General features: G+C 55.7%; 19 protein-coding genes. 13 read left to right on the top strand and 6 right to left on the bottom strand.

Annotated features, from left to right (window positions below):
• From VI895_14840 to VI895_14795, 10 genes are all read left to right on the top strand, one after another.
• Positions 1-1,045, top strand: a 1,045-nt coding sequence (locus VI895_14840; protein ID HLG21075.1) for an SDR family oxidoreductase, incomplete at its 5' end; no start/stop codon positions are given.
• Positions 1,038-2,489 (top strand): polysaccharide pyruvyl transferase family protein, encoded by a 1,452-nt coding sequence (locus VI895_14835; protein HLG21074.1) that lies wholly within the window; start codon positions 1,038-1,040, stop codon positions 2,487-2,489. The genes VI895_14840 and VI895_14835, both read left to right, overlap by 8 nt.
• Positions 2,486-4,159, top strand: a complete 1,674-nt coding sequence (locus VI895_14830; protein HLG21073.1) for an AMP-binding protein — start codon at positions 2,486-2,488, stop codon at positions 4,157-4,159. The genes VI895_14835 and VI895_14830 overlap by 4 nt, the downstream gene beginning before the upstream one ends.
• A gap of 3 nt (positions 4,160-4,162) precedes the next feature.
• Positions 4,163-4,939, top strand: a complete 777-nt coding sequence (locus VI895_14825; GenBank protein HLG21072.1) for an enoyl-CoA hydratase/isomerase family protein — start codon at positions 4,163-4,165, stop codon at positions 4,937-4,939.
• Positions 4,936-5,169: an acyl carrier protein gene (locus VI895_14820; protein HLG21071.1), complete on the top strand. Its 234-nt coding sequence runs from the start codon at positions 4,936-4,938 to the stop codon at positions 5,167-5,169. Before VI895_14825 ends, VI895_14820 begins: the two co-directional genes overlap by 4 nt.
• Positions 5,169-6,866 (top strand): AMP-binding protein, encoded by a 1,698-nt coding sequence (locus VI895_14815; GenBank protein ID HLG21070.1) that lies wholly within the window; start codon positions 5,169-5,171, stop codon positions 6,864-6,866. The genes VI895_14820 and VI895_14815 overlap by 1 nt, the downstream gene beginning before the upstream one ends.
• The gene (locus VI895_14810) at positions 6,863-7,777 is read left to right on the top strand and encodes a diacylglycerol kinase family protein (protein HLG21069.1); all 915 of its coding nucleotides are present in this window, start codon (positions 6,863-6,865) and stop codon (positions 7,775-7,777) included. Before VI895_14815 ends, VI895_14810 begins: the two co-directional genes overlap by 4 nt.
• 3 nt (positions 7,778-7,780) lie before the next feature.
• Positions 7,781-8,527 (top strand): lysophospholipid acyltransferase family protein, encoded by a 747-nt coding sequence (locus VI895_14805; protein ID HLG21068.1) that lies wholly within the window; start codon positions 7,781-7,783, stop codon positions 8,525-8,527.
• Between the two features lie 2 nt (positions 8,528-8,529).
• On the top strand, positions 8,530-9,192 hold the full coding sequence (locus VI895_14800; protein HLG21067.1) for a TetR/AcrR family transcriptional regulator: 663 nt from the start codon (positions 8,530-8,532) through the stop codon (positions 9,190-9,192).
• Positions 9,193-9,205: 13 nt separating this feature from the next.
• Positions 9,206-11,239 (top strand): DUF2723 domain-containing protein, encoded by a 2,034-nt coding sequence (locus VI895_14795; protein ID HLG21066.1) that lies wholly within the window; start codon positions 9,206-9,208, stop codon positions 11,237-11,239.
• On the opposite strand, the gene VI895_14790 is transcribed toward VI895_14795, so the two are convergent.
• Positions 11,229-12,737, bottom strand: a complete 1,509-nt coding sequence (locus VI895_14790) for a glycosyltransferase family 39 protein (GenBank protein ID HLG21065.1) — start codon at positions 12,735-12,737, stop codon at positions 11,229-11,231. The genes VI895_14795 and VI895_14790 overlap by 11 nt on opposite strands.
• Here VI895_14790 and VI895_14785 point away from each other — a divergent pair.
• Positions 12,730-13,440 carry a glycosyltransferase family 2 protein gene (locus VI895_14785; protein HLG21064.1) on the top strand — a complete coding sequence of 237 codons (711 nt, stop codon included), beginning with the start codon at positions 12,730-12,732 and terminating at the stop codon, positions 13,438-13,440. The genes VI895_14790 and VI895_14785 overlap by 8 nt on opposite strands.
• Before the next feature lie 45 nt (positions 13,441-13,485).
• Here VI895_14785 and VI895_14780 read toward each other — a convergent pair whose 3' ends face one another.
• From VI895_14780 to VI895_14770, 3 genes are all read right to left on the bottom strand, one after another.
• Positions 13,486-14,640: an MFS transporter gene (locus tag VI895_14780; GenBank protein ID HLG21063.1), complete on the bottom strand. Its 1,155-nt coding sequence runs from the start codon at positions 14,638-14,640 to the stop codon at positions 13,486-13,488.
• A 68-nt stretch (positions 14,641-14,708) separates the two neighbouring features.
• The gene (locus tag VI895_14775; protein ID HLG21062.1) at positions 14,709-15,125 is read right to left on the bottom strand and encodes a c-type cytochrome domain-containing protein; all 417 of its coding nucleotides are present in this window, start codon (positions 15,123-15,125) and stop codon (positions 14,709-14,711) included.
• A 2-nt stretch (positions 15,126-15,127) separates the two neighbouring features.
• Positions 15,128-15,469, bottom strand: a complete 342-nt coding sequence (locus VI895_14770; GenBank protein ID HLG21061.1) for an FKBP-type peptidyl-prolyl cis-trans isomerase — start codon at positions 15,467-15,469, stop codon at positions 15,128-15,130.
• A gap of 208 nt (positions 15,470-15,677) precedes the next feature.
• Here VI895_14770 and VI895_14765 point away from each other — a divergent pair, with 208 nt between their 5' ends.
• Positions 15,678-16,730: a P1 family peptidase gene (locus VI895_14765; GenBank protein ID HLG21060.1), complete on the top strand. Its 1,053-nt coding sequence runs from the start codon at positions 15,678-15,680 to the stop codon at positions 16,728-16,730.
• A 5-nt stretch (positions 16,731-16,735) separates the two neighbouring features.
• On the opposite strand, the gene VI895_14760 is transcribed toward VI895_14765, so the two are convergent.
• Positions 16,736-18,202, bottom strand: a complete 1,467-nt coding sequence (locus VI895_14760) for a peptide MFS transporter (GenBank protein HLG21059.1) — start codon at positions 18,200-18,202, stop codon at positions 16,736-16,738.
• A gap of 117 nt (positions 18,203-18,319) precedes the next feature.
• Here VI895_14760 and VI895_14755 point away from each other — a divergent pair, with 117 nt between their 5' ends.
• A complete protein-coding gene (locus tag VI895_14755; GenBank protein ID HLG21058.1) occupies positions 18,320-19,891 on the top strand; it encodes an amino acid permease in 1,572 nt (523 codons plus the stop codon).
• Here the strand turns inward: VI895_14755 and VI895_14750 are convergent.
• Positions 19,876-20,048: branched-chain amino acid ABC transporter ATP-binding protein (locus VI895_14750; GenBank protein ID HLG21057.1), on the bottom strand; the 173-nt coding region annotated here is incomplete at its 5' end. The genes VI895_14755 and VI895_14750 overlap by 16 nt on opposite strands.

Genomic DNA, 20,048 nt, shown 5'->3' with positions numbered 1-20,048 from the left:
GGCCGAGCGACGTCTATGGCAATCGCTTCAGCTTCATATGGACTTCGGTCCCTTTTACAACGATCTCCGAACCCGCATCGATATTTATCGTGGCGACCTCACGAGTGAAAACTTTGGGTTAGACGCGGCCACGTATCGGCGGCTCGCCAAGTCTTGTGATTCCGTCATCCACTGCGCGGCTTCCTTGAACCGGAAATCGGAAAAGGCCTGTCTCAATGTGAATCTGCGAGGCACGCTTCAGGTGATTAAACTCGCGCGCTCCGCGCAGGACGACCATGGTTTGCGCCGGTTCAGCGACGTATCGACCGTGGCGGTCGCCGGTCGCCGGCAGGACGAGGTGGTTACGGAAGATGCCGCACTCGAATGGGACCGAAGCGATTACGATCCGTACGCTCGGACCAAAAAGTTTTGTGAATATATGGTCCACGAACTCCTCCCGGATGTTCCGCGGACGATTTTCCGCCCGGGCATCGTTTTAGGGGACAGCCGATTTCCGGAAACCACTCAGTTCGATATGGTGCGGGCCTTTGTTTTTCTCGCGGAATTGCCCGTCCTACCGTTTCGTCCAGAATGGCGGGCGGACATCGTTCCGGCGGATTATGTTGGCAAAGCGATCGTTACGATTCATCAAAAGGAAAAGCCGAAATACGATATCTATCATCTCAGCTCAGGCACGGCGTCGCTGACGTATCGCCAAATTGTCGACGCGCTTCGAGATCAAGGCCATCCCAACCGGCATCTTTTCCTTTCGGTTCTTTCCAAGCCATTTGATCGAACGGTGGGCGCCCTGGCCGCCATGCCGAAAGCATGGGGAATTTCACAGGCGGCCTCCCGGATGAAAGTTTTTCTACCGTATCTCACGTTCAACACGATCTTTGAAAATCAACGTGTAAAAGAAGAGTTGAACGAGGCCCCCGTTCTGTTTTCGAAATATGCGTTCGATCTGTTGCAGTTCGCGAAGCGGGTTCGATTTTCCTATCCGTACCGATCTTGGGAAGAAGCCGAAGTCAAGGCCGAGCCCTTAAAGGCGGCGTCTCATGGTTAGCTGGACCGAGAAAATAACGGGGGTGTTCGACCCCGACCGGGCGCTTCAAGCGGCCATGGGAACTCTCATCGGGGCTGCGGAGTTCAAGCACACGCTCGAGTGGGGAACCGAGCGTTGGTCGCCCGGCAAGGCGCTTAAACTTCTTTTGGCCTGTTATGTGGGAGCGCGAAACACCGGCGCCGATGTTCGCGTGGAGGAAATGATCCGGCAGTTTCGGCACATCCTGGGGGATGAAAATATCCAGCTCACGATCATGACGCTCGATCCGGAGCTTTCGGCCCGATACTTCCGGACGGTCCGACAGATCCAATTGCCGAACGTTTTCCCGAAGTTTCTCTATGACGAGTGTGCCAAACACCATGGCGTCGTGGCATGCGAAGGTTCGATGTTCAAATCGAAGTTCGCCACGGCGCTCTCCACGATGATGGCGGGCGCGCTCGGAATGGCGAATGCGGAGAGCAAATTGAGCATCGGATACGGCGCGGAAGCGGGTGAAATGACCCGTTCTCTTCGGGAGTTCGTCCAAAAACGGTGCAAACATTCGCTCGTGATTTGCCGGAACGAACCTTCCCGGACCATTTTGGAAAACCTCGGGATTCGGACGGCTCCGGGGACGGATACGGCTTGGACATTCGAGCCGGCTCCGCTGGAACGGGGAGCCAAACTTCTTCGGGCCGGTGGCTGGGATGGGAAAACGGAAATCCTTGCGGTGGGCCCGATCCATCCGTTCTGTTGGCCGGTGAAACCGGATCTCATGAAGGCGACGGCTCGCGTTCTCGCCGGCCAGTTCAAAGAAGAGCATTACAAGTCGATCTACTTCCACCATAGATCCGAGGAAGGAGAGAAGAAATACAGGGCCTATCTCGCGGGCCTGGCCCGTGCGGTAACGGCTTTTGCGAAGGAACGCCCCGTCTTCGTGGCCTTGATCGGCATGGAGCGCCTGGATCGTCGCGCGTGCGTCGACCTGGCGGCGCTTCTTCCTCAAAAACCGCCCCTTTTCGTAAGCGATTCGTACGATATGTACGATCTGGTGAGCATTCTTCGGAACGTTTCGTACCTCGTCAGTTCCCGGTTTCATGCGATCGTTACGTCGATGCCGGCGCAGATCCCCTCGGCCGGAGTTACGATGGATGAACGGATTTGCAACCTGATGAACGATCGGGGGCATGCCGACCTCTTCTTGGAAGTCGACGACCCGAAACTAGCCGATCGTTTGCTCGAAATTTTGCGCATACTTCACCGGGATTCGGATCGGATCGCCGACGACATCGGTCGAAGCATTCCGAAACAACTCCGCTTAATGGGCGAGATGGGGATCACATTTGCCGACGAGGTCGCCCGCGTCTATCCCGATTTTCCTCGAAGAAATCTTCCGAAATCGTGGGAAAACTACCTGCCGCCCATTTCTCGATCCTTGAGTCAGTTGTTGGAGGTGTACGCATGAATTTTGTCGAGACGATTTTAGGAAATCTGGAGAAATCGACCGCCGATCCCGCCGTGATTGAGGTTTATGGACAAACCTCCGCGCCGACGACGCGCGCTCAATTGAAGGAGATGGTCGAACGAGCCCGCGTTTACCTGGCCACGGCCGGTGTTCGGGCCGGCGATCGAGTTGCTTTGCTGGCCCCCAATTCAACCCGATGGGTGGCCTGTGATATCGCGATTCTGGCCTCGGGCGCGATTTGCGTGCCGCTTTATAGCCGGCAAGATCCCAAAGAACTGGCCTATATCGCCCGGGATTGCCAGCCGAAGCTTCTCATCGCGGGCGACGAGACTTTGGCCGAAGCCATACGAAGAGAATGGGAGACCCCCTCGGCGATCGTGACGTTTGAAAAAATATTCACCGCGGAGAATCGCCCGGCCGAAATCCACAAAATCACACCGGAAGAGCCCGTGACCATTGTTTATACGTCCGGAACGAGCGGCGATCCGAAAGGCGCCGTCATTACGTGCGGAAATGTCGATTACATGCTCCATCAGACGATTTCCCGCCTCCGGCAGGCGACCGGGCGAGACACGACAACCGACCGTGTCTTTCATTTCCTGCCGGTCTGTTTCATGGGCTCACGGATCATGCTCTGGACGCAGCTTTATCGCGGCAATCCCGTCATGCTTTCGACGGATCTTTCCAACCTCGTTCAAGAAGTGGCGACCGCCGATCCCAACTATTATTTGAATGTGCCGGCTGTACTGGAGCGCATTCGAAACGGCGTGAACGCTAAACTGAAAGAAAAAGGGGGCGTAGCGCTCCGTCTGTATAAAAAAGGCGAAGCCGCCTACCACCGCCGACTTAGGGGGGAAGGAAGACGAATCGACAATGTTTGGTTTCGTCTGGCGACGGCGATGGTCTTTTGCAAGATCCGTCTGAAAATCGGCAAGAGTCTTGAATTTTTGATCTGCGGATCCGCGGCGTTAACCGAGGAAACGCAGCGCTGGTTCGAAATGATCGGCGTTCGGGTTCTCCAGGTCTACGGCCTGACCGAAACAACGGCGATCGTGACGATGGATCAACCGAATTCCGTTAAGGCCGGTTACGTCGGCCACGCCGTCGAGGGCTGTGAAGCCAAGATCACGGGGGAGGGTGAGTTGATCTGCCGGGGACCCAACATTTTTGCCGGATACTGGAACAAGCCGGAAGCGACAGAAGCGGTTTTGCGCGACGGTTGGCTCTACACAGGCGATCTGGCCGAAGCGGATGAAACCGGCAATTGGAAGATCATCGGCCGCGCGAAAAACGTCTTGATTCCGATGTCGGGACACAACATCGCCCCGGAACCGATCGAACAGCAATTGATCGATGCCTGCCCCGGAATGGAGCACGCCGTGATTATCGGCCACGGTCGGCCCTATTTGACGGCCATCGTCACGGGGAAAATGGACAACGCTTCCGTTGAACGAGCGATCGAGAGCGTGAATGAATCGCTCCCCCACTATAAGAAGATCCGAAAATTTCGTCGCTTTGAACGGGGTTTTACGATCGATAACGGCCTCCTTACGGCCAACCAGAAATTGAAGCGCCAACAGATCGAGGACCAGCTCAAACAGGAAATCGAGTCGCTCTACTTGGAGAGCGAAGCCGGGCAAGGCGGAAAGGGGGCGTTTGCCAACGCGTAGTTTATGTTGAACTGGACCACCAAAGACGGGATCTGCGAAGTCGCCATGGAGCGACCGCCGGGGAACGAAATCGGTCGGGAAATGCTCGAAGGATTTGAGCGGTTTCTCGAGGCTTTCGATCCCGAGAAGGCCAAGGTAGTCATTCTCTACAGCAAATTGGAGAGCGGATTTTGCGCAGGTGCGGATCTCCGACACCTCTACCGAGAAATGGCATCGAGACCGGGCAAGGATCACGCTCCGGAAATGAAGAAATATCTGGATCGAATACACGCCGTTATGAATCGACTCGATTCCCTTCCCGCAGTCACAATCGGAATGATCCACGGGGTCTGTTTTGGCGGCGGGTTCGAGTTGGCGCTGACGTGCGACCTTTTGGTAGCTGAGAAAACTGCCCGTTTCTGTTTTCCCGAACTTCGGCTCGGCATTCTTCCCGGTTTCGGCGGAATCCCGCGTCTTAAGAGAGACGTGGGCAACAGCCTCGTGCGGGATCTTCTGCTTACCGGCCGAAGTATCAATGCGCAAAAGGCTCAACAAGTGGGCTTGGTGAGCCAGGTGGTTTCGGTGGGGGAGGGTCTGGCCGCGGCTCGAAGCATGGCGCAGCAGGCGGCGAAGTTCGATCCCGACGCACGGGCGACGACGAAAGAATTTATGAAGCCGATTCCGGTGAAGGAACTGGAGGAAGAGAAGCAACATTTCTTGCGTTTGTTTCAGAGGCCGCAAGTGATGGAGGCGCTCAAGAAATTCGTAGAAAGCGACGATCTTCGGCCGTATTTGCCATGAGTGAGACGACTAAAAAATTAATCCAGTTGGCGGCGAAAAAGTTTCATGTGGATGCGAAGACGTTACGGGCGGATGACGATTTCTTTAGGAAACTGGCCATCAACAGCATTCAGGCCCTTGAACTCTTGAGTGAGTTGGAAATGGAGTTTCAAATTGAAGTTCCCGATTACGAACTTCAAGGGGTTACAACGTTCGGCCAACTGGCGGCTGTGATTGATCGGAGAAGATGATGCTCGATCTTTCAAGAATGACCTGTTTGGGGGAAACGCTTCGGGACGTATTACTCAAATATAGGAGCAACGTTGCGTTCATCGAAGCCGAACGCGATCGTGAGAACGCGCGATATACGTATACGGAAGTTCGGAAGGAAGCGGAGCGCTTCGCCGCGCTTCTTCAAGATTATGGATTCAAATCGGGGGATCGCTGCGCGATTCTCATGTCGAACCAATCGAAGTGGCCGATTACCGCAACCGGGGCGTTGTGGACCGGCGCGATCTTGGTGCCGATCGATTACAAATTGACCTCTTCCGAACAGGCGGCTCTTCTAAGCCATGCCGAACCGAAGGTGTTGGTGGTCGAGTGGCCGATCTGGATGCGGCTTAAAGACGAATCTCTTCAAGACCTTCTGGTTTTCGTAACGGAAGCTCCTGTCGGTTCCGACCTTGGAAAAGCCGTTCGCTGGGAGACGACGCCGGGTCGCGCTTTTACATATGTAGGTCGAAGTCGAGAAGATGTCGCCTCAATCGTTTATTCGTCGGGAACGGGAGGGCGGCCGAAAGGCTGCATGCTGACGCACGCGAATTACCTCGTTCAGGCGGAAGAGCTGGGAAAGCTTTACCCGATTGAGGAGCACGATCGGTATTTTTCGATCCTTCCCACGAATCACGCAATCGATTTCATGTGCGGCTTCCTTCTGCCCCTGCATTTTGGCGGGGCGGTGGTGCACCAGCGAACGCTGCGGCCGGAGTTTCTGGCGTCCACAATGAAGCGGTACGGCATTTCACACGTGACGCTGGTGCCGATGATTTTGAAAGCCCTGGAACGGAAAATTCGGGAAAAGATCGATTCGCTGCCCCGGTGGAAGCGAACCATCCTGGACACGGTTCTCACGATCAATGAATTCGCCACGCAGCGCGGACCTAATTACGAACTGTCGCGCCGACTCTTAAAGCAAATCCATCAGGAGTTCGGCGGGAAATTGCGCTTTATTTTCGCGGGCGGGGCCTTTGTCGAGTCCTCCGCAGCCCAATTCTTTTACCGCCTTGGGATCCCCGTGGTGATCGGATACGGTCTGACGGAGGCGGGAACGACATTGACCTTGAACGATTTGAAACCGTTCCGCAACGACACTGTAGGAAAAGCGCTCTCTTGTGTTTCGTTGGAACTCCGTGACGTGAACGATCAGGGCGTCGGGGAGGTATGGGCGAAAGGCCCCACGGTAATGAAAGGGTATTACAAGGATGCGGAGCTTACGGGTGAAACAATTGTCAATGGTTGGCTCCGAACGGGAGATCTAGGGACGGTGGATGCATCCGGCCATCTGAAACTCGTGGGCCGATCCAAAAATATGATTGTCACCGAGGGGGGAAAGAATATCTATCCGGAGGATATTGAGAATGTTTTTGCGGATGTTCCGGGCAGCCAGGAGCATTGCGTGTTTTCGTCCAGTTTCGTCTGGAAGAATGAAAAATTGGCCGGCGAAAAAATGATCCTCGTCCTTCGGCCGCGAAGCGACCGCCCCGATCCGACTCTCGAAGCGCAGCTTCGAGAGCGAAATCAAAGACTGACCGACTACAAACGCCTAGGCGGATACGTCGTCTGGGAACGGGAGTTTCCCAGAACCGCCTCGATGAAATTGAAACGGGACGCCCTGGCGGAACAGCTGGCCAAGGAATTGAACCGAAAAAAGGCGGTTCGGGAACTATGACGGCGGAATACGCTAAGAAGGCCGTTGCCATTGTGAATCCCGCCGCGGGCGGCGGTCGGTGCGGTCAAAAGGCCCCGCGCGCTCTCGAGGAATTACGAAAAGCGGGGTTGCGGGTGGAAGCTCGCGAGACCCGGGCTCCCGGCGACGCGACACGTCTGGCTCGAGAGGCGTATCAAGAAGGGGTTCGCCACTTCATCGCCGTGGGTGGAGATGGGACCTGCTTCGAGACGCTGAACGGCTTTCTTCCGCTGTCCCTGAAAGATCAAGAACGAGTGACGTTCGGAATCCTCCCGGCCGGAACCGGCAATTCCTTCTTGAGGCATTTCACGAATGGGGGAACGGAGGAATCGATCCGGGCGATCATCGAACAGAGAGCGCATCCCTGCGATGTGATCGAACTCAAACACAAGCACGGCGTCCTCTATTTCTCGATCATTTTCGGAATTGGATTCGTGGCCGAGGTCGGTGCGCACCGGAACCATTATTTCCGAGGGTGGGGAGAGAGTGGTTACGCATTGAGCGTTCTGGCCAAGACGATGACGCTGGAGCCAAGGGTCTTTCCGATGCGAATCGATCATTCCGTGGAACACACCCAGCCGCTCACGTTTCTTTCGATCTGCAACAGCCGTTATACGGGCGGAAAGATGATGATGGCTCCGTCGGCCGACACGTCGGACGGCCAAATGGACCTTATTGAGGTCGGTCCCATGGGAAGGTTCCGCCTGATGGAATCGTTTCCGAAAATCTTCAAGGGAACGCATGTCCGAATGCCGGAGGTATCAACGTCGCGGGCGGAAGCGATTGAGTTCGATTTCGATCAGGAGCTGAACGTAATGATCGACGGTGAAGTCCTCCGGCTTTGGCCGGAAAAGCTGAGAGTGCTTAACAACGTCATGGACGTCCAGGTATGAGCGATGATCATCTTATTTTCGATTGCGGTGTGGGTGTTCTCGTTTGTCTGGATGGCTATCTTGGCCATCGTCACGTTGATTCTTTTGCCGTTCTTCCCATATCGGCGGACACACGCCTGGGTGGCTGCGCCAGGCTTTTCGCTCGTCGCGCGCGCCGTCAATCTCGGACGGTTCGAGGTGTTCTATGACGCGAAGTTCGATCCGAAACGTCGGTCCGTTTTTTGCCAGAACCACATCAATCTCTTGGATGCTTACGTGGCGGCGGCAGCTATACCGCATGCCTTTTGCGGTCTCATGCACGCGTGGCAGTTCAGGATTCCGTTTTACGGGTGGCTTATGACGCTCTCCAAGGGTATTCCGTTGCATCGCAATCGATCCCCCAAGGAAATCTTGCAGGAGATGACGGAAGGCGCCCGCGACCGCGCCGCTCAGGGGTTTTCGATTCTCGTCTTTCCGGAAGGGGGACGGACGACCGACGGCCACACACAGCGATTCAAACGGGGTGTGTTCTTCATGGCCAGGGACGCGGGTCTGCCGGTAGTTCCGGTGGCGGTGCGCGGGATGTATGACGTAAACCGGAAGGGGTCTTTGCGATTCCGACCAGGGAGAGTGAGTGTGTACGTCGGCCGGCAATTCGAAACGGTCGGGTTGTCGGACGAAAAGGTGGGAGAGCTTTCGGATCGGCTTCAAGAGATTGTTTCAACGTTTGTCGAAACGGGACACTCAATGGACAGGGAGGTGAGATCGTGACGATGACATTAGCGGTGGATCGGCGTTCGATTCGCGCGGAAGAACAGCGAAAGGTGCGTCGTGAGGAGATTGCCCAGGTCGCCCAGCGGCTTTTTGCCACCAAGGGTTATCAGGCGACCAGCGTGGCCGATGTCATTGAAGCTGCCGGTGTGTCGCGGGGAACGTTTTACACCTATTTTGAAAGCCGGGACGCTCTCTTTTATGAACTGATCGACGGATTTATCGAAAAACTCACGGCGTGTGTAGAACGGGTCGACCTCGAGCGCGGAACTCCGGTGAAAGACCTCTATGCCAACATTAAACGAGTCGTCGATCTTTTCTTTAAGCACCGTTATTTAACCGTGATTCTGCTTCGCGAGGCGATCGGCCTGGACGCCACGGTTCATCGGAAACTCAATCAATTTCACGCTTTCCTGCACAAGATGGTTACGGGTGCCCTGGCGAACGGCATGAAATGGAAGTTGATCCGAAAAGTGAACGAGCCGGTCGTCGCCATGGCGATCATCGGCAGCATCAAAGAAGTGCTTTACCAATACCTCGTGGCCGGCACCGAAGAGACGCTGGATGCCGAAACGATTGCAAAGGAGCTGCTCGATTTCGGCCTTCGCGGTCTGAATCTTTCGATGCCCGTGACCAACGGAGAGATGTCTATAAGTCCATCCTGAAGATCGTTCGAAAATGAGCCTTTTGGCCTTCATTTTGTTGTTCGCTCTCCTCGTGGGATCTATCGTTCCCTATCCCGGCTGGTTCGATGCCGGGGAACTTGCGACCGCGGCGCATGTTCTTGGTGTAAGCCACCCCAGCGGTCACCCCGCGTATCTCATGGTCGCGAAGTTTTTCACGTTCGTACCGGTGGGTCCGATCGCGTTTCGAATCGCGCTTTCGTCGGCAGCGGCGGGAATCTTGGCGGCAGGATTGATCTTCAAATGGATAGTAGAACTTGAAGACGAAATTCGGGGCGGCGCTCCATCCTCGGCCGCCGAAATCAGCGCTTTGTGTGCCGGGATTCTAATCCTGTTGGTTCCGTCGTTCGCGGTTCAAGTGATCCGATGCGAGGTTTATGCGTTACAGACCGCTCTTTCCCTGGGGATTCTTCTGACGTGTCAGAGGTCGCTGCTTCGAACCGACGTGCGCTGGACTTGGCTGGCCTGTTTTGGGTTTGGAGTCGGTATGGCGTTACAGCCGCTGCTAACGGTGGTTTTGGCTCCTGCTATTCTATTCGTGGCACTTATGAATCGAAAGGCGCGCTGGAAGGCGCCGGGGGGCGGACTTCTGTTTTCGATTCTGGGCCTGGCGGTCGTTCTCTATTCGCCTTTACGAGCCGTCACCGATCCCTCGATTAATTGGGACGCTCCAGTGACGCTGAGGCGCTTCTGGGCCGCCTTTACGGCCCTGGATTTTCGCGTCTTTTTCCATTCACCGTTGAATGAGCGGGCAAAGGCGGATCTTCAATCGGCGAGTTTGTGGATGGTGTTTACGCCCGCGTTGCTCGCCTGTTCGGTGTTCGGATGGATCGAACTGTGGCTCCACCGGAAGCGGATGTACGCCATCTGGATGTTCATCGTTCTTTTCTCCGCCCTCCTGCCCGGTTTTTTGAAGGACTTTTATCTTAAAAATCCGGACTCCCATGCGTACGTCGCTCTGCCCATCGCAATCGGATTGGTTCTCTCAACCGTGGGAATACAAGGCTTCCTGCGACGCCTTCGGCTCCGTGATCCGTTGTCCACGTGGGTTACAGTCGGCGTAATCTTGGGCTTGATGTGGCCGGCCATTCGTAAGGGACCGGTGACATGGCGTTCGGAGGCCGGGGTGGAGGCGGAAATCTTAAGCCGCCATCTGGACTACGCACCCGCAGCGGGGACGATTCGTGTGGGGAGTGATCACTGGCTCTTTCCGCTCTGGTATCGAACGTATGTCGAACATCGCCGCCCCGATGTGGAGATCATCGGCGAGGGATTGATGGAGGCAGGTTGGTACCGAAAACAGCTTGCCGTCCGATACGGTGAGGAGCGGAAGGAGAATGTTTGGACGGAAACGCGGAGAGACAGTTCGAATGTCCAATCGGTCGGTTATCTTTTGAATCAACAAGGCGGAAACCTTCCCTTGCGTCAAGAATTCGCGCGCGCGTGCGCGGCCGGCCGGCGGAATGATCCGATGGAGATCCGCGGATCGATTTGCGCCCACGTGGTCTCGACGGCGTTTTCAGCGCTTGAAAACGCGGCGCCGAATCCGCGAGCCGGTTTGCCGTTTCTCGAGGAATATTTTGGTATTCATTCGAATCCAAGGCCGTGTGAAATGCGGGAACGCGTGAAACTTCCTTATCCTCTCGCCCGCGACCGCGTGAGCGATTTTCTCATGGAACCGGCGAGAGTTCGGACCACCTTGGCGCTTTATTATCTTCAATGCGGATGGCACGCGCAGGCGCTCAGCCTTTTGTCCGATTCGTTCGATGCAAACGACCTGGACGCCACGCTTCTTCGGGCGTTTATCTATCTTTCAACGGGTCGGACAGTGCAGGCGCAAGAAGAATTGGCCCAGGTGCGCACGTTTGACCAACCCCGCAAAGGAATCCTCGCTGTTGCGAAATCGACGACTTGGTTTTTGTCCGGGGAAAGATCGAAGGCGAGCATGGAGTATGAGCGTGCCCGGAAGTTGTTAGGAGAGAACGACGCCGCCGTTCAAAATCTTAAGAAGCAGTTTCTTATAGACTAGGGGGACAACGGAAGGGCCGGTAAATGCCGGCTCCCTCCACGGTTTCGAGTTTTTCATAGTTCGCTTCCAGTATTTCGATGAATCCGGAAGGCGTGGCCAGTCCCGTCACGACAAGAGGAGCCCTGCACGCTCGAATTCCTTCTTGAATCTCCTCAATCGTTGCAACCCGATAGGTATTGCTTTGCTCCTTGGAGAGTTTCCCGGCCATCTTAATGACACCAAGCCCCTCCGTGACTTTTGGAAATGGATCTCGTTCCGAGGAAACGACGTAACCGTTCCACCAAGCTAAAATCGGCGTATCCGGTTCGGAGTAATGTCGAATGGCTGCGGCTACGCGAGCCACCGCCCGAACGCCGTTCATCAGTTCACGGTCGGGCGGACCCAGGGCGGTCCGGATATCGGCGGCGATATCAGGTGTCAAAGCGAGGAATCCGATCGCCACGGAAGCGAGCGTTACCCATCGGATGACGGAATGGCGTTCGGCCAAGGCAAAAACCGCGATCAGGAAGAAAAAGAGAAATGGGAGAAAGTATTCGTCGTACAAAGGCACTAGGCGAAATGCCGGCAACGCGATAATGGTCGCCGCGACGAGGTATCGCATCGAAGCTTTGCATGAGGATCGTTCGTGAAAAGCAACGGCGGTTCCAAGAAGCGCCAAGAGAAAAAGGGGCCCCCATTGCCAATAAGAAAAAGCTCCAAAGAAAGAGTGAATCTGAGCTCCCCATTGATGCCAGGTAGCGAGCGAACCGCGAAGTTGATGATAACCAAACCAATTAAAGAGCGTTTGATCGGGATAACGGATCAAGAAGTAAATCGAGAGGACAGACGTCAATCCAAGTCCAAGGATGTAGAGAGCGATCCCTCGAAGGGTCCGAATATAAAAAATTAAGGCGATCAAAGCGAACGGTGCGAAAAGGAGACGGGTATTGAGCGCAGTACCTATGAGAAACCCGCTGCCCAAATGGACCAAATTCCGTTCTCGAGTGGAGTTGTCGGATGTTTCTTCGAGAAAAATCCAGCCCAAACCGGCGCAGGCGAGCGAGAGCGCATGAGGTTTTACGAGCGGAAGATATCGCCAGCCCAGGGGATGAATGAGGAGAAGAACGAAGCACGCCAGTCCCATTTCCGGAGGCATTCCTCTCTTGCGACAAACGATCCAAAAGGCAAAACCGAGTAGGATGACCCATAAAAAGGAAAAGAGACGGCCGGAATGAAGCCCGTGTCCAAAAATCACCTGCCACCCTTGAAGGAGAAAGGGGTAGAGCGGCATCTGTTGAAAGGCGAAGTCCTTGTAAAGAATCCAGCCTCGGCTAAGCTGTTGGCTGGCCAGCAGGTAGAGCCCCTCATCTTGACTCCAGGGAATCCACCACGAATGGAGAAGCCAAAAAGCTCCGAGCAGGACCGACGCAATCGATAAGTTCCAACGTGTCACTTCGATCATGATGTCATCCCCGCGCGCTTCCACAAAGAATTCCTCTCTGGGCATTTCGGTGTTCATCCCGATGTACAACGAGGAAACCAACGCCGGGATTGTTTTACCGACGCTTCAGCGAACCCTTCAGAGCCTGACGGAGGATTACGAGATCGTGGTGGTCGACGACGCCAGCCGGGATCGCACGGTTCCGCTGGTGGAGGATTACGCTCGCCGGGACCCGCGGATCCGACTGGTTCGCCACGAAAAAAACCTGGGATACGGGGCCTCGCTGCGGACCGGATTTCTGAGCGTGACGAAGGAAATCGTGTTTTACACGGATGCGGACGTGCCGATCGATTTCGAAATCCTTCGAAGCGTGGTGCCGCTGATGGAAGAAAACCCGGCGATCGTTGGTTATCGTCTGGACCGCCACGACACCTGGAGACGCTGGTTATTTTCTCAAGCGTACAATCTTTTGCTTCGCCTTCTTTTTGGCCTGCGCGTCCGCGACGTCAATTTTTCGTTCAAGCTCATTCGAAAGCGGGCCGTGGACGATTTTAAGAGTCGACTTCGATCCAAAAGCGTTTTCATCGACGGCGAGATTTTGGTTCAGCTGACGCGGTTGGGGTACGCCATTCGGGAATGGCCGGTTGAATATCGGCCGAGGAAATTCGGACTTTCGACGTTGGGTACTTGGCGCCAGGCCTGGATGACGCTTACGGAAATCCGGGATTTTTATTTTCGGCGCGGTGCTTGGTCGGATCTCATCCCTTCGCCGAAGCAATAGATATAAACTATAATATTCATTTATATATCTAACATGCTAGATATATTACTGTTTTATCTTTATTAAAAATAGGGTTATTGACGCGAGGAGAGCCAAGACGGCTCCGGTCAAAAATGCTGCGGAAGATCCCCAATATTTCCAAATGAGACCGAATAGAGCACTGGCTGGAAGAGCTCCGATTCCCACGATGAAATGAAAAACCCCGAAAGCGGTTCCTCTCAGTTCCGTTGGAGCGAGGTCGGCAATCAGAGCTCGCTCGGACGGCTCACAAAATCCGAAATATGCGCCATAGGCCAAAAATATTGCGATCAGCGCCGTGGTCCCGTCGATGAGGGCGAAGCCGCCGTATATCACAGCGTAATATATCCAACCGACGACGATCATCGGGCGGCGACCCAGGCGGTCCGAAACCCTTCCACCGTAATACGTCGACGTGGTTTTGACGACATGATGAAGCGACCAAAGCAGGGCAATCCAAGCCGGCTCCACACCGCTATTCGTTAGTCGCAGAAGGAGAAATGCGTCGGCGGAATTACCGAGCGTGAAGAGAAATACGGACAGAAGAAAGAATCGAAAATTCCGGTCGAGGTTTTTCCATTGGCCGGGCACAACCGCCGAAGATTTCACGGTGGCGTGGCGGGCCGGTTCTCGAACGCCAAAGATTAGCGTTGCAAAGGCCAACACGGCGGGAACCGCCGCGAGAACGAACACGGTTCGCAGAGGGATGCCGAAGAACGACATGCACCCCGCGGCAACGAGCGGCCCCAGAACGCCGCCGATATGGTCCATGGATCGTTGAACGCCATAAGCGGACCCACGATCCGCCGGTTCCGTAACGTCGGCAATGAGAGCATCCCGCGGGGACGTACGTATTCCCTTGCCGATTCGATCCGCGAAGCGAAGGAAAAGGACGTGGGGCCAGGCGCCGGCCAGTCCGATGAGCGGCCGAGCAAAACCGGCGAGGCCGTAGCCCCAGACGATCAGAGGTTTTCGTTTCCCGGCGCGGTCGGTCCAAATGCCGGAGAAAACCTTCATAATCGAAGCGGTGGCCTCGGCAACCCCTTCGATCATGCCCAATGCGACCGCTTCCGCACCCAGAACGTTCGATAGAAAAACCGGAAGGAGGGGGTAGATCATTTCGCTCGAAAGGTCGGTCAGGAGGCTGACGACGCCGAGCACGAAGACCGTCGGCGAAATCATGGGCAATTTCTAATTCTACCTTAGAGCCGAGTCAGCGAAGAGAGTTTCTTCGCCGGGACTCGATAGCCCTAATTATCTTGTGCGCCGTTTGTAATCCAGTGGCGAATCACATCGATCGTCGCTTGAGGCAGGAAGCCGGAGGTCTGGGGCATCCGGGTTCCTTCATCGGCACTTGGCCCCTCCAGTTTCTGGATAAGAAAACTGTTATCGGGATCGCCGGGGACCACCCGGAGTTTTCCCGCGGCAGCTGCAGCGCTGTTGAAGGCGGATACATTGACGAGCTGAGAAAAGGAATTCCCTGAAGTTAACCGGAGATTTCCCTGCGCCGAATCGTCGTTGTGGCAAGCCGAAAATGTGCAGGAGTTGTTAAAGACTTCCGTTTGTATGCTGGAGAGCGTCGGCTGTGGGGGTGTCGTCGAACTGTCGGAACCGCACGCACACAGACCGATCGCAAGCGCGCAAGCGACGGCCCGGGATGTTTTCATGGCTACTTGACGCCGAGGAGCTCGACGTCAAACACCAACGTAGCGTTCGGAGGAATCGCACCTCCGGCTCCTCGCTCGCCGTACCCTAAGGTCGGCGGAATCGTCAGTTTTCGTTTTCCGCCGACTTTCATGCCGGCTACTCCCTGATCCCAGCCCTTGATGACTTGGCCGGCCCCAAGCGTGAACTCGAAGGGCTGGCCTCGATCGACGGAGGAATCGAATTTTTTGCCGTCGGTCAGCCAACCGGTGTAGTGGACCGAAACACTTTTTCCGCTGGTCGCTTCCGCGCCCGTCCCCTTCTTCATATCTTCAATTTTGAGTTCCGTGACCGTTTTCTTATCCATTACGGCCTCCTTCTTCTTTTTCGCAGCTGCGTCAGCATGGGTTAAGAGAGGAAACAGTACAATCGTTAGTAAGACGACCCAATTTTTCATGCGAGAAAGTTTGTCACGACTTATTGAAAGAGGCGAGTGGAATTTTGGATGAAGAGGGGTAGCCTCCACGCTCATGTCTAAAGCGGCTCAAAATTACCGACCGAGATATCCAGGTACCTTGACCGATATCGCCGGGATTCGAGTCGGTCATTCAATGGATCGCAAGGGGTGCACGGGGGTCACCGTGATTCGGTTCGGCCGTGAAGGAGCAGCCGCCGCTTGTGAGACCCGCGGCGGAGCGCCGGGCACTCGGGAAACCGACGTATTGGCGCCGGGGAATTTGGTCCAACGGATTCACGCCATCGTTCTTGCGGGGGGAAGCGCCTTCGGTCTCGACGCGGCGGCCGGAGTCATGCGCAGACTCGAAAAAGAAAAGATCGGTTACCGGACCCCGGCCGGGGTCGTACCGATTGTGCCGGCGGCGATTATTTACGATTTGGCGATCGGACAATCGAAGATTCGGCCCGACGGTCGAATGGGGGAGGCAGCTTGCCGGAACGCTTCGCGAAGGGAGGTAGCGCAGGGAAACATCGGGGCTGGATTCGGCGCGACTGTGGGAAAGATTCTGGGGATGGGGTGGGCCATGAAGGGAGGCCTCGGATCGGCGAGTCTTAGGATCCAGGGCGGTACCGTTGTGGCGGCATTGGTGATCGTAAATGCGTTGGGAGATGTCGTCGATCCGAGGACTGGAAGGATACTCGCCGGCGCCAGAGGAGAGCGGAAGGGCGAGTTCTTGGATACCGAGAAGTTCTTCTTGACCGAGCGGGCACCGCGCGTGCATGGCCGAACGAACACAACGATCGGCGTCGTGGCTGTCGATGCGGATTACGACCCGAGCGATCTCTTCAAAATGGCTCAGATGGCGCACGATGGGATCTCCCGTTCAACCCGTCCGTCCCACACTCTATTCGACGGCGACACGATCTTTTCGCTCTCCGTTCCGCGGGGCCGGAGGCAAAAGCCGTCGTTGACCGCGGTTGGAGCGGCCATGGCTTGTGTCGTGGAGCGTGCGATCGTCAATGCCGTGGAATGCGCACGTTCGGTTCAGGGAATCCCCGCCCGAAACGACGACATTTGGAGGTCGACTAAGGCTGGCCAAACGTCTTTAAGTAGATCTCTTCAGCGCTCCGAGCATCCGCCTCTAACGCAACGTCGAGAGTCGGCCCGCTAGGACTTTCAGTGTACGCCGCTCATTAGGTTTTTGATCGGCTTGACGACGAAGGCCAAAAGGAGCGCAGCGCAAGCGGTGGTCAGAAACACGGTTCCAAACAGCTTCGGTAAAGGAAACGATTCAAAGAACCCGGCGACCCAGCCGCCGATTTTGTTGCCCATTGAGAGGGAAAGAAACCAGACACCCATGGCCAACCCGGCATGGCGGGCGGGAGCCAATTTCGTTACGGCGCTCAATCCGACGGGGCTCAAACAAAGTTCGCCGATCGTGTGACACAAATAGACGAGGATCAACCACATCGGACTGACCTTCGATTTGTCGGGACCCGAAAAAATCGCGGCGATCGCCACGGCAAGAAATCCGAGGCCGACAAAGAGAAGACCATACGCAAATTTCGAAGGTATCGAGGGCTCGTGCGTTCCGAGCTTGAGCCAAAACCACGCAAAACCTGCCGCCAGCAAAATGATAAAGATCGAATTCACGGATTGAAACCAGCTGGAGGGGAAATTCCAATTCAGTAACGTCGTTCGAGTGAAGCGGTCGGCGAAAAGGTTGAGGCTGGACCCCGCCTGCTCGAATGCGGCCCAAAAGAGAGCGGAAAAAATGAAGAGGACGACGATCGCCCAGATTCTCTTGCGTTCCGTCTCTTTCGCGCCTTCGGACATTGATTTGGCTATAATCCAAACCGGGGGCATATAGAGCCAAAGGATGTAGAGGAGTTCACCCAAGGCTCCGAGCGGTTTGAGGACATAATTCGCGGCGATGAGAGATCCGACATAGACGGCCGCCAGGCCCAGAAACTTCGGGTTGATCCAGTTCGATCCACGGGCAGGTGTGGAATCTCGTGAAACGACCGGATCTCTCAGGTTTCCTCGGCCCAGTACGTATTGAATTAATCCGAACGTCATTCCGACTCCGGCCGCCACAAATCCATAATGCCAGTTGATCTTCTGGCCGAGATAGCCGGTTACAAGCGGCGCGAGAAAAGCGCCTAAGTTGATCCCCATATAAAAAATCGAAAATCCGGCGTCGCGCCGTCGGTCATTCTCTTCGTACAATGCACCTACGAGCGAACTGACATTCGGCTTTAAAAGGCCGGTGCCGATGACGATCAAACCGAGGCCCAGAAAGAACGTCGTGATCGACGGAATCGCCATGCTGAAATGCCCCAGAGCGATAATGATCCCGCCGACGAGGACCGCGTTTTTAAGACCCAGGAAGCGGTCGGCGGCGAAGCCGCCGGGAATCGCGAGCATGTATACCAGCGCCGTGTACCAGCCGTAAATACGGGCTGCTTTGGGGGTATCGAAGCCGAGGCCGCCGTTTGTCGCGGGCGCCACCATGAACAGAATCAAAAGCGCGCGCATGCCGTAGTAACTGAACCGCTCCCACATTTCCGTGAAAAAGAGCGTCATCAGTCCCCGGGGGTGACCGAAAATCCCCTTCTCCATCCTGCGTGCCGCCGGTGTCATCTCGTGACCGTTCGTTTCGCTACATTAATGATCGAGCTCCGTCGAGGAAATTTTTTCGCCCGGATCTCCTGATGAATTGATGTTTTTTGTTGGTACGCGGGACGCGTTCAGCTAAGAGTGCGCGAAACACGGGAGACCGCCACGATGCTTAAACGCCTGTTCCGAACCAAAAGTCTCGACGCTTTCGACCGCGATATCGCCGACACGAGCCACGGCCTGAAACGGGTTCTCGGCCCAATAGACCTGATCGCACTGGGGATCGGCGCCATCATCGGGGCCGGAATCTTCGCCACCGTCGGAACGGCTGCGGCCGGAGACGCGGTTCGCTTGGGTGCCGGGCCCGCCCTGATCCTTTCGTTTCTTGTGACCGGGATCGCCTGCGGCTTCGCGGCGCTCTGTTACGCGGAGTTTGCGGCGATGGTGCCGATCGCCGGGAGCGCCTATACTTATTCCTACGCTACATTGGGAGAGCTTCTGGCCTGGATTATCGGCTGGGATCTCATCATCGAATATGCCATCGGAAACGTCGCCGTCGCGATCTCCTGGTCCGGATACTTCCGCGCGTTATTGAGCGGATTCGGGCTTGAAATTCCCAACTGGCTCGCCACCGATTTTCGGTCGGCGTACGCCCTGGCTTCGGGGGTCAATCCGATGTCCTTCTCGGAAAAGTTGCAGGCGTTTACCGCCCAAAACTGGTCGGTGTTTCGATCGCCCGAAATTCTTCAGTCGGCGCCGCAGATATTCGGATATCCCCTCACGGTGAATTTGCCTGCGGCCGCGATCGTCTTGGCCTTGACCGTCATTCTCGTCTGGGGCGTCAAGGAGAGCGCCCGGTTCAACACCGGAATGGTCATCGTGAAATTGATTACGCTCGGTTTTTTTGTGGTCGTCGGAGTTTGGTACATTAAACCCGAGAACTGGACTCCGTTTATACCGAACGGCTGGGCGGGTGTATCGGCGGGGGCGGCCATCGTCTTCTTCGCGTATATTGGATTCGATGCCGTTTCCACGACGGCGGAGGAAACACGAAATCCCGCGCGCGACATGCCGATAGGCATCATCGGATCTTTATTGATTTGCACATTGATCTATGTCGTCGTCGCGGCCGTCATCACGGGGATTATACCCTGGAATCAATTGAACGTTCCCGACCCGCTGTACATGGCGTTTAAGATGATCGGCAAGGACACATCCGCGGGGATCGTCGCTTTCGGCTCCGTCGTGGCTCATACGGCGGTTCTTTTCGTCTTTCAGCTCGGCCAGCCCCGAATCTTTTTCTCCATGGCGCGCGACGGTCTCCTTCCGGCGAAATTCGCCGCCGTTCATCCGAAGTTCCGGACGCCGCACGTCGCGACGATCATTACCGGAGTTTTCGTCGCTGTGTTTGCCGCATTTGCCTCATTGGACGAAATGGTCGATTTGACGAATATCGGAACGCTTTCCGCTTTCGTTCTCGTCTGCGCGGGAATCATCGTTCTTCGAAAGAAGGATCCGAAGCGGAAGCGCCCGTTCCGATGTCCCTGGTCCCCGTGGATTCCGTTAGCGGGGATGTTTTCCTGTTTCTATCTCATGATCGAGCTTCCCTGGGTCACCTGGAGGCGGTTTGGAATCTGGCTGTTGGTCGGGATGGTAATTTATCTGTCGTACGGCCTGCACCGGAGCAAACTCAACCCTCATTCCCCCAGGTAAGCTTTTCGAACCGCTTCGTTGTGGAGGAGGGCGTTGGCTTTGTCCGTGAGGATGATGCGGCCGGTTTCGAGGACGTAGCCGCGGTGGGCCAGGCGGAGCGCGAGGTGGGCGTTTTGCTCGACCAAGAGGATCGTGCAGCCTTCTTCGTTGATCTTCT

The organism is Bdellovibrionota bacterium (assembly GCA_035292885.1).
Taxonomy (GTDB): Bacteria; Bdellovibrionota_G; JALEGL01; order JALEGL01; family DATDPG01; genus DATDPG01.
Note: the sequence above shows the minus strand (reverse complement) of the source record. Positions and strands in the feature narration are given on the sequence as shown.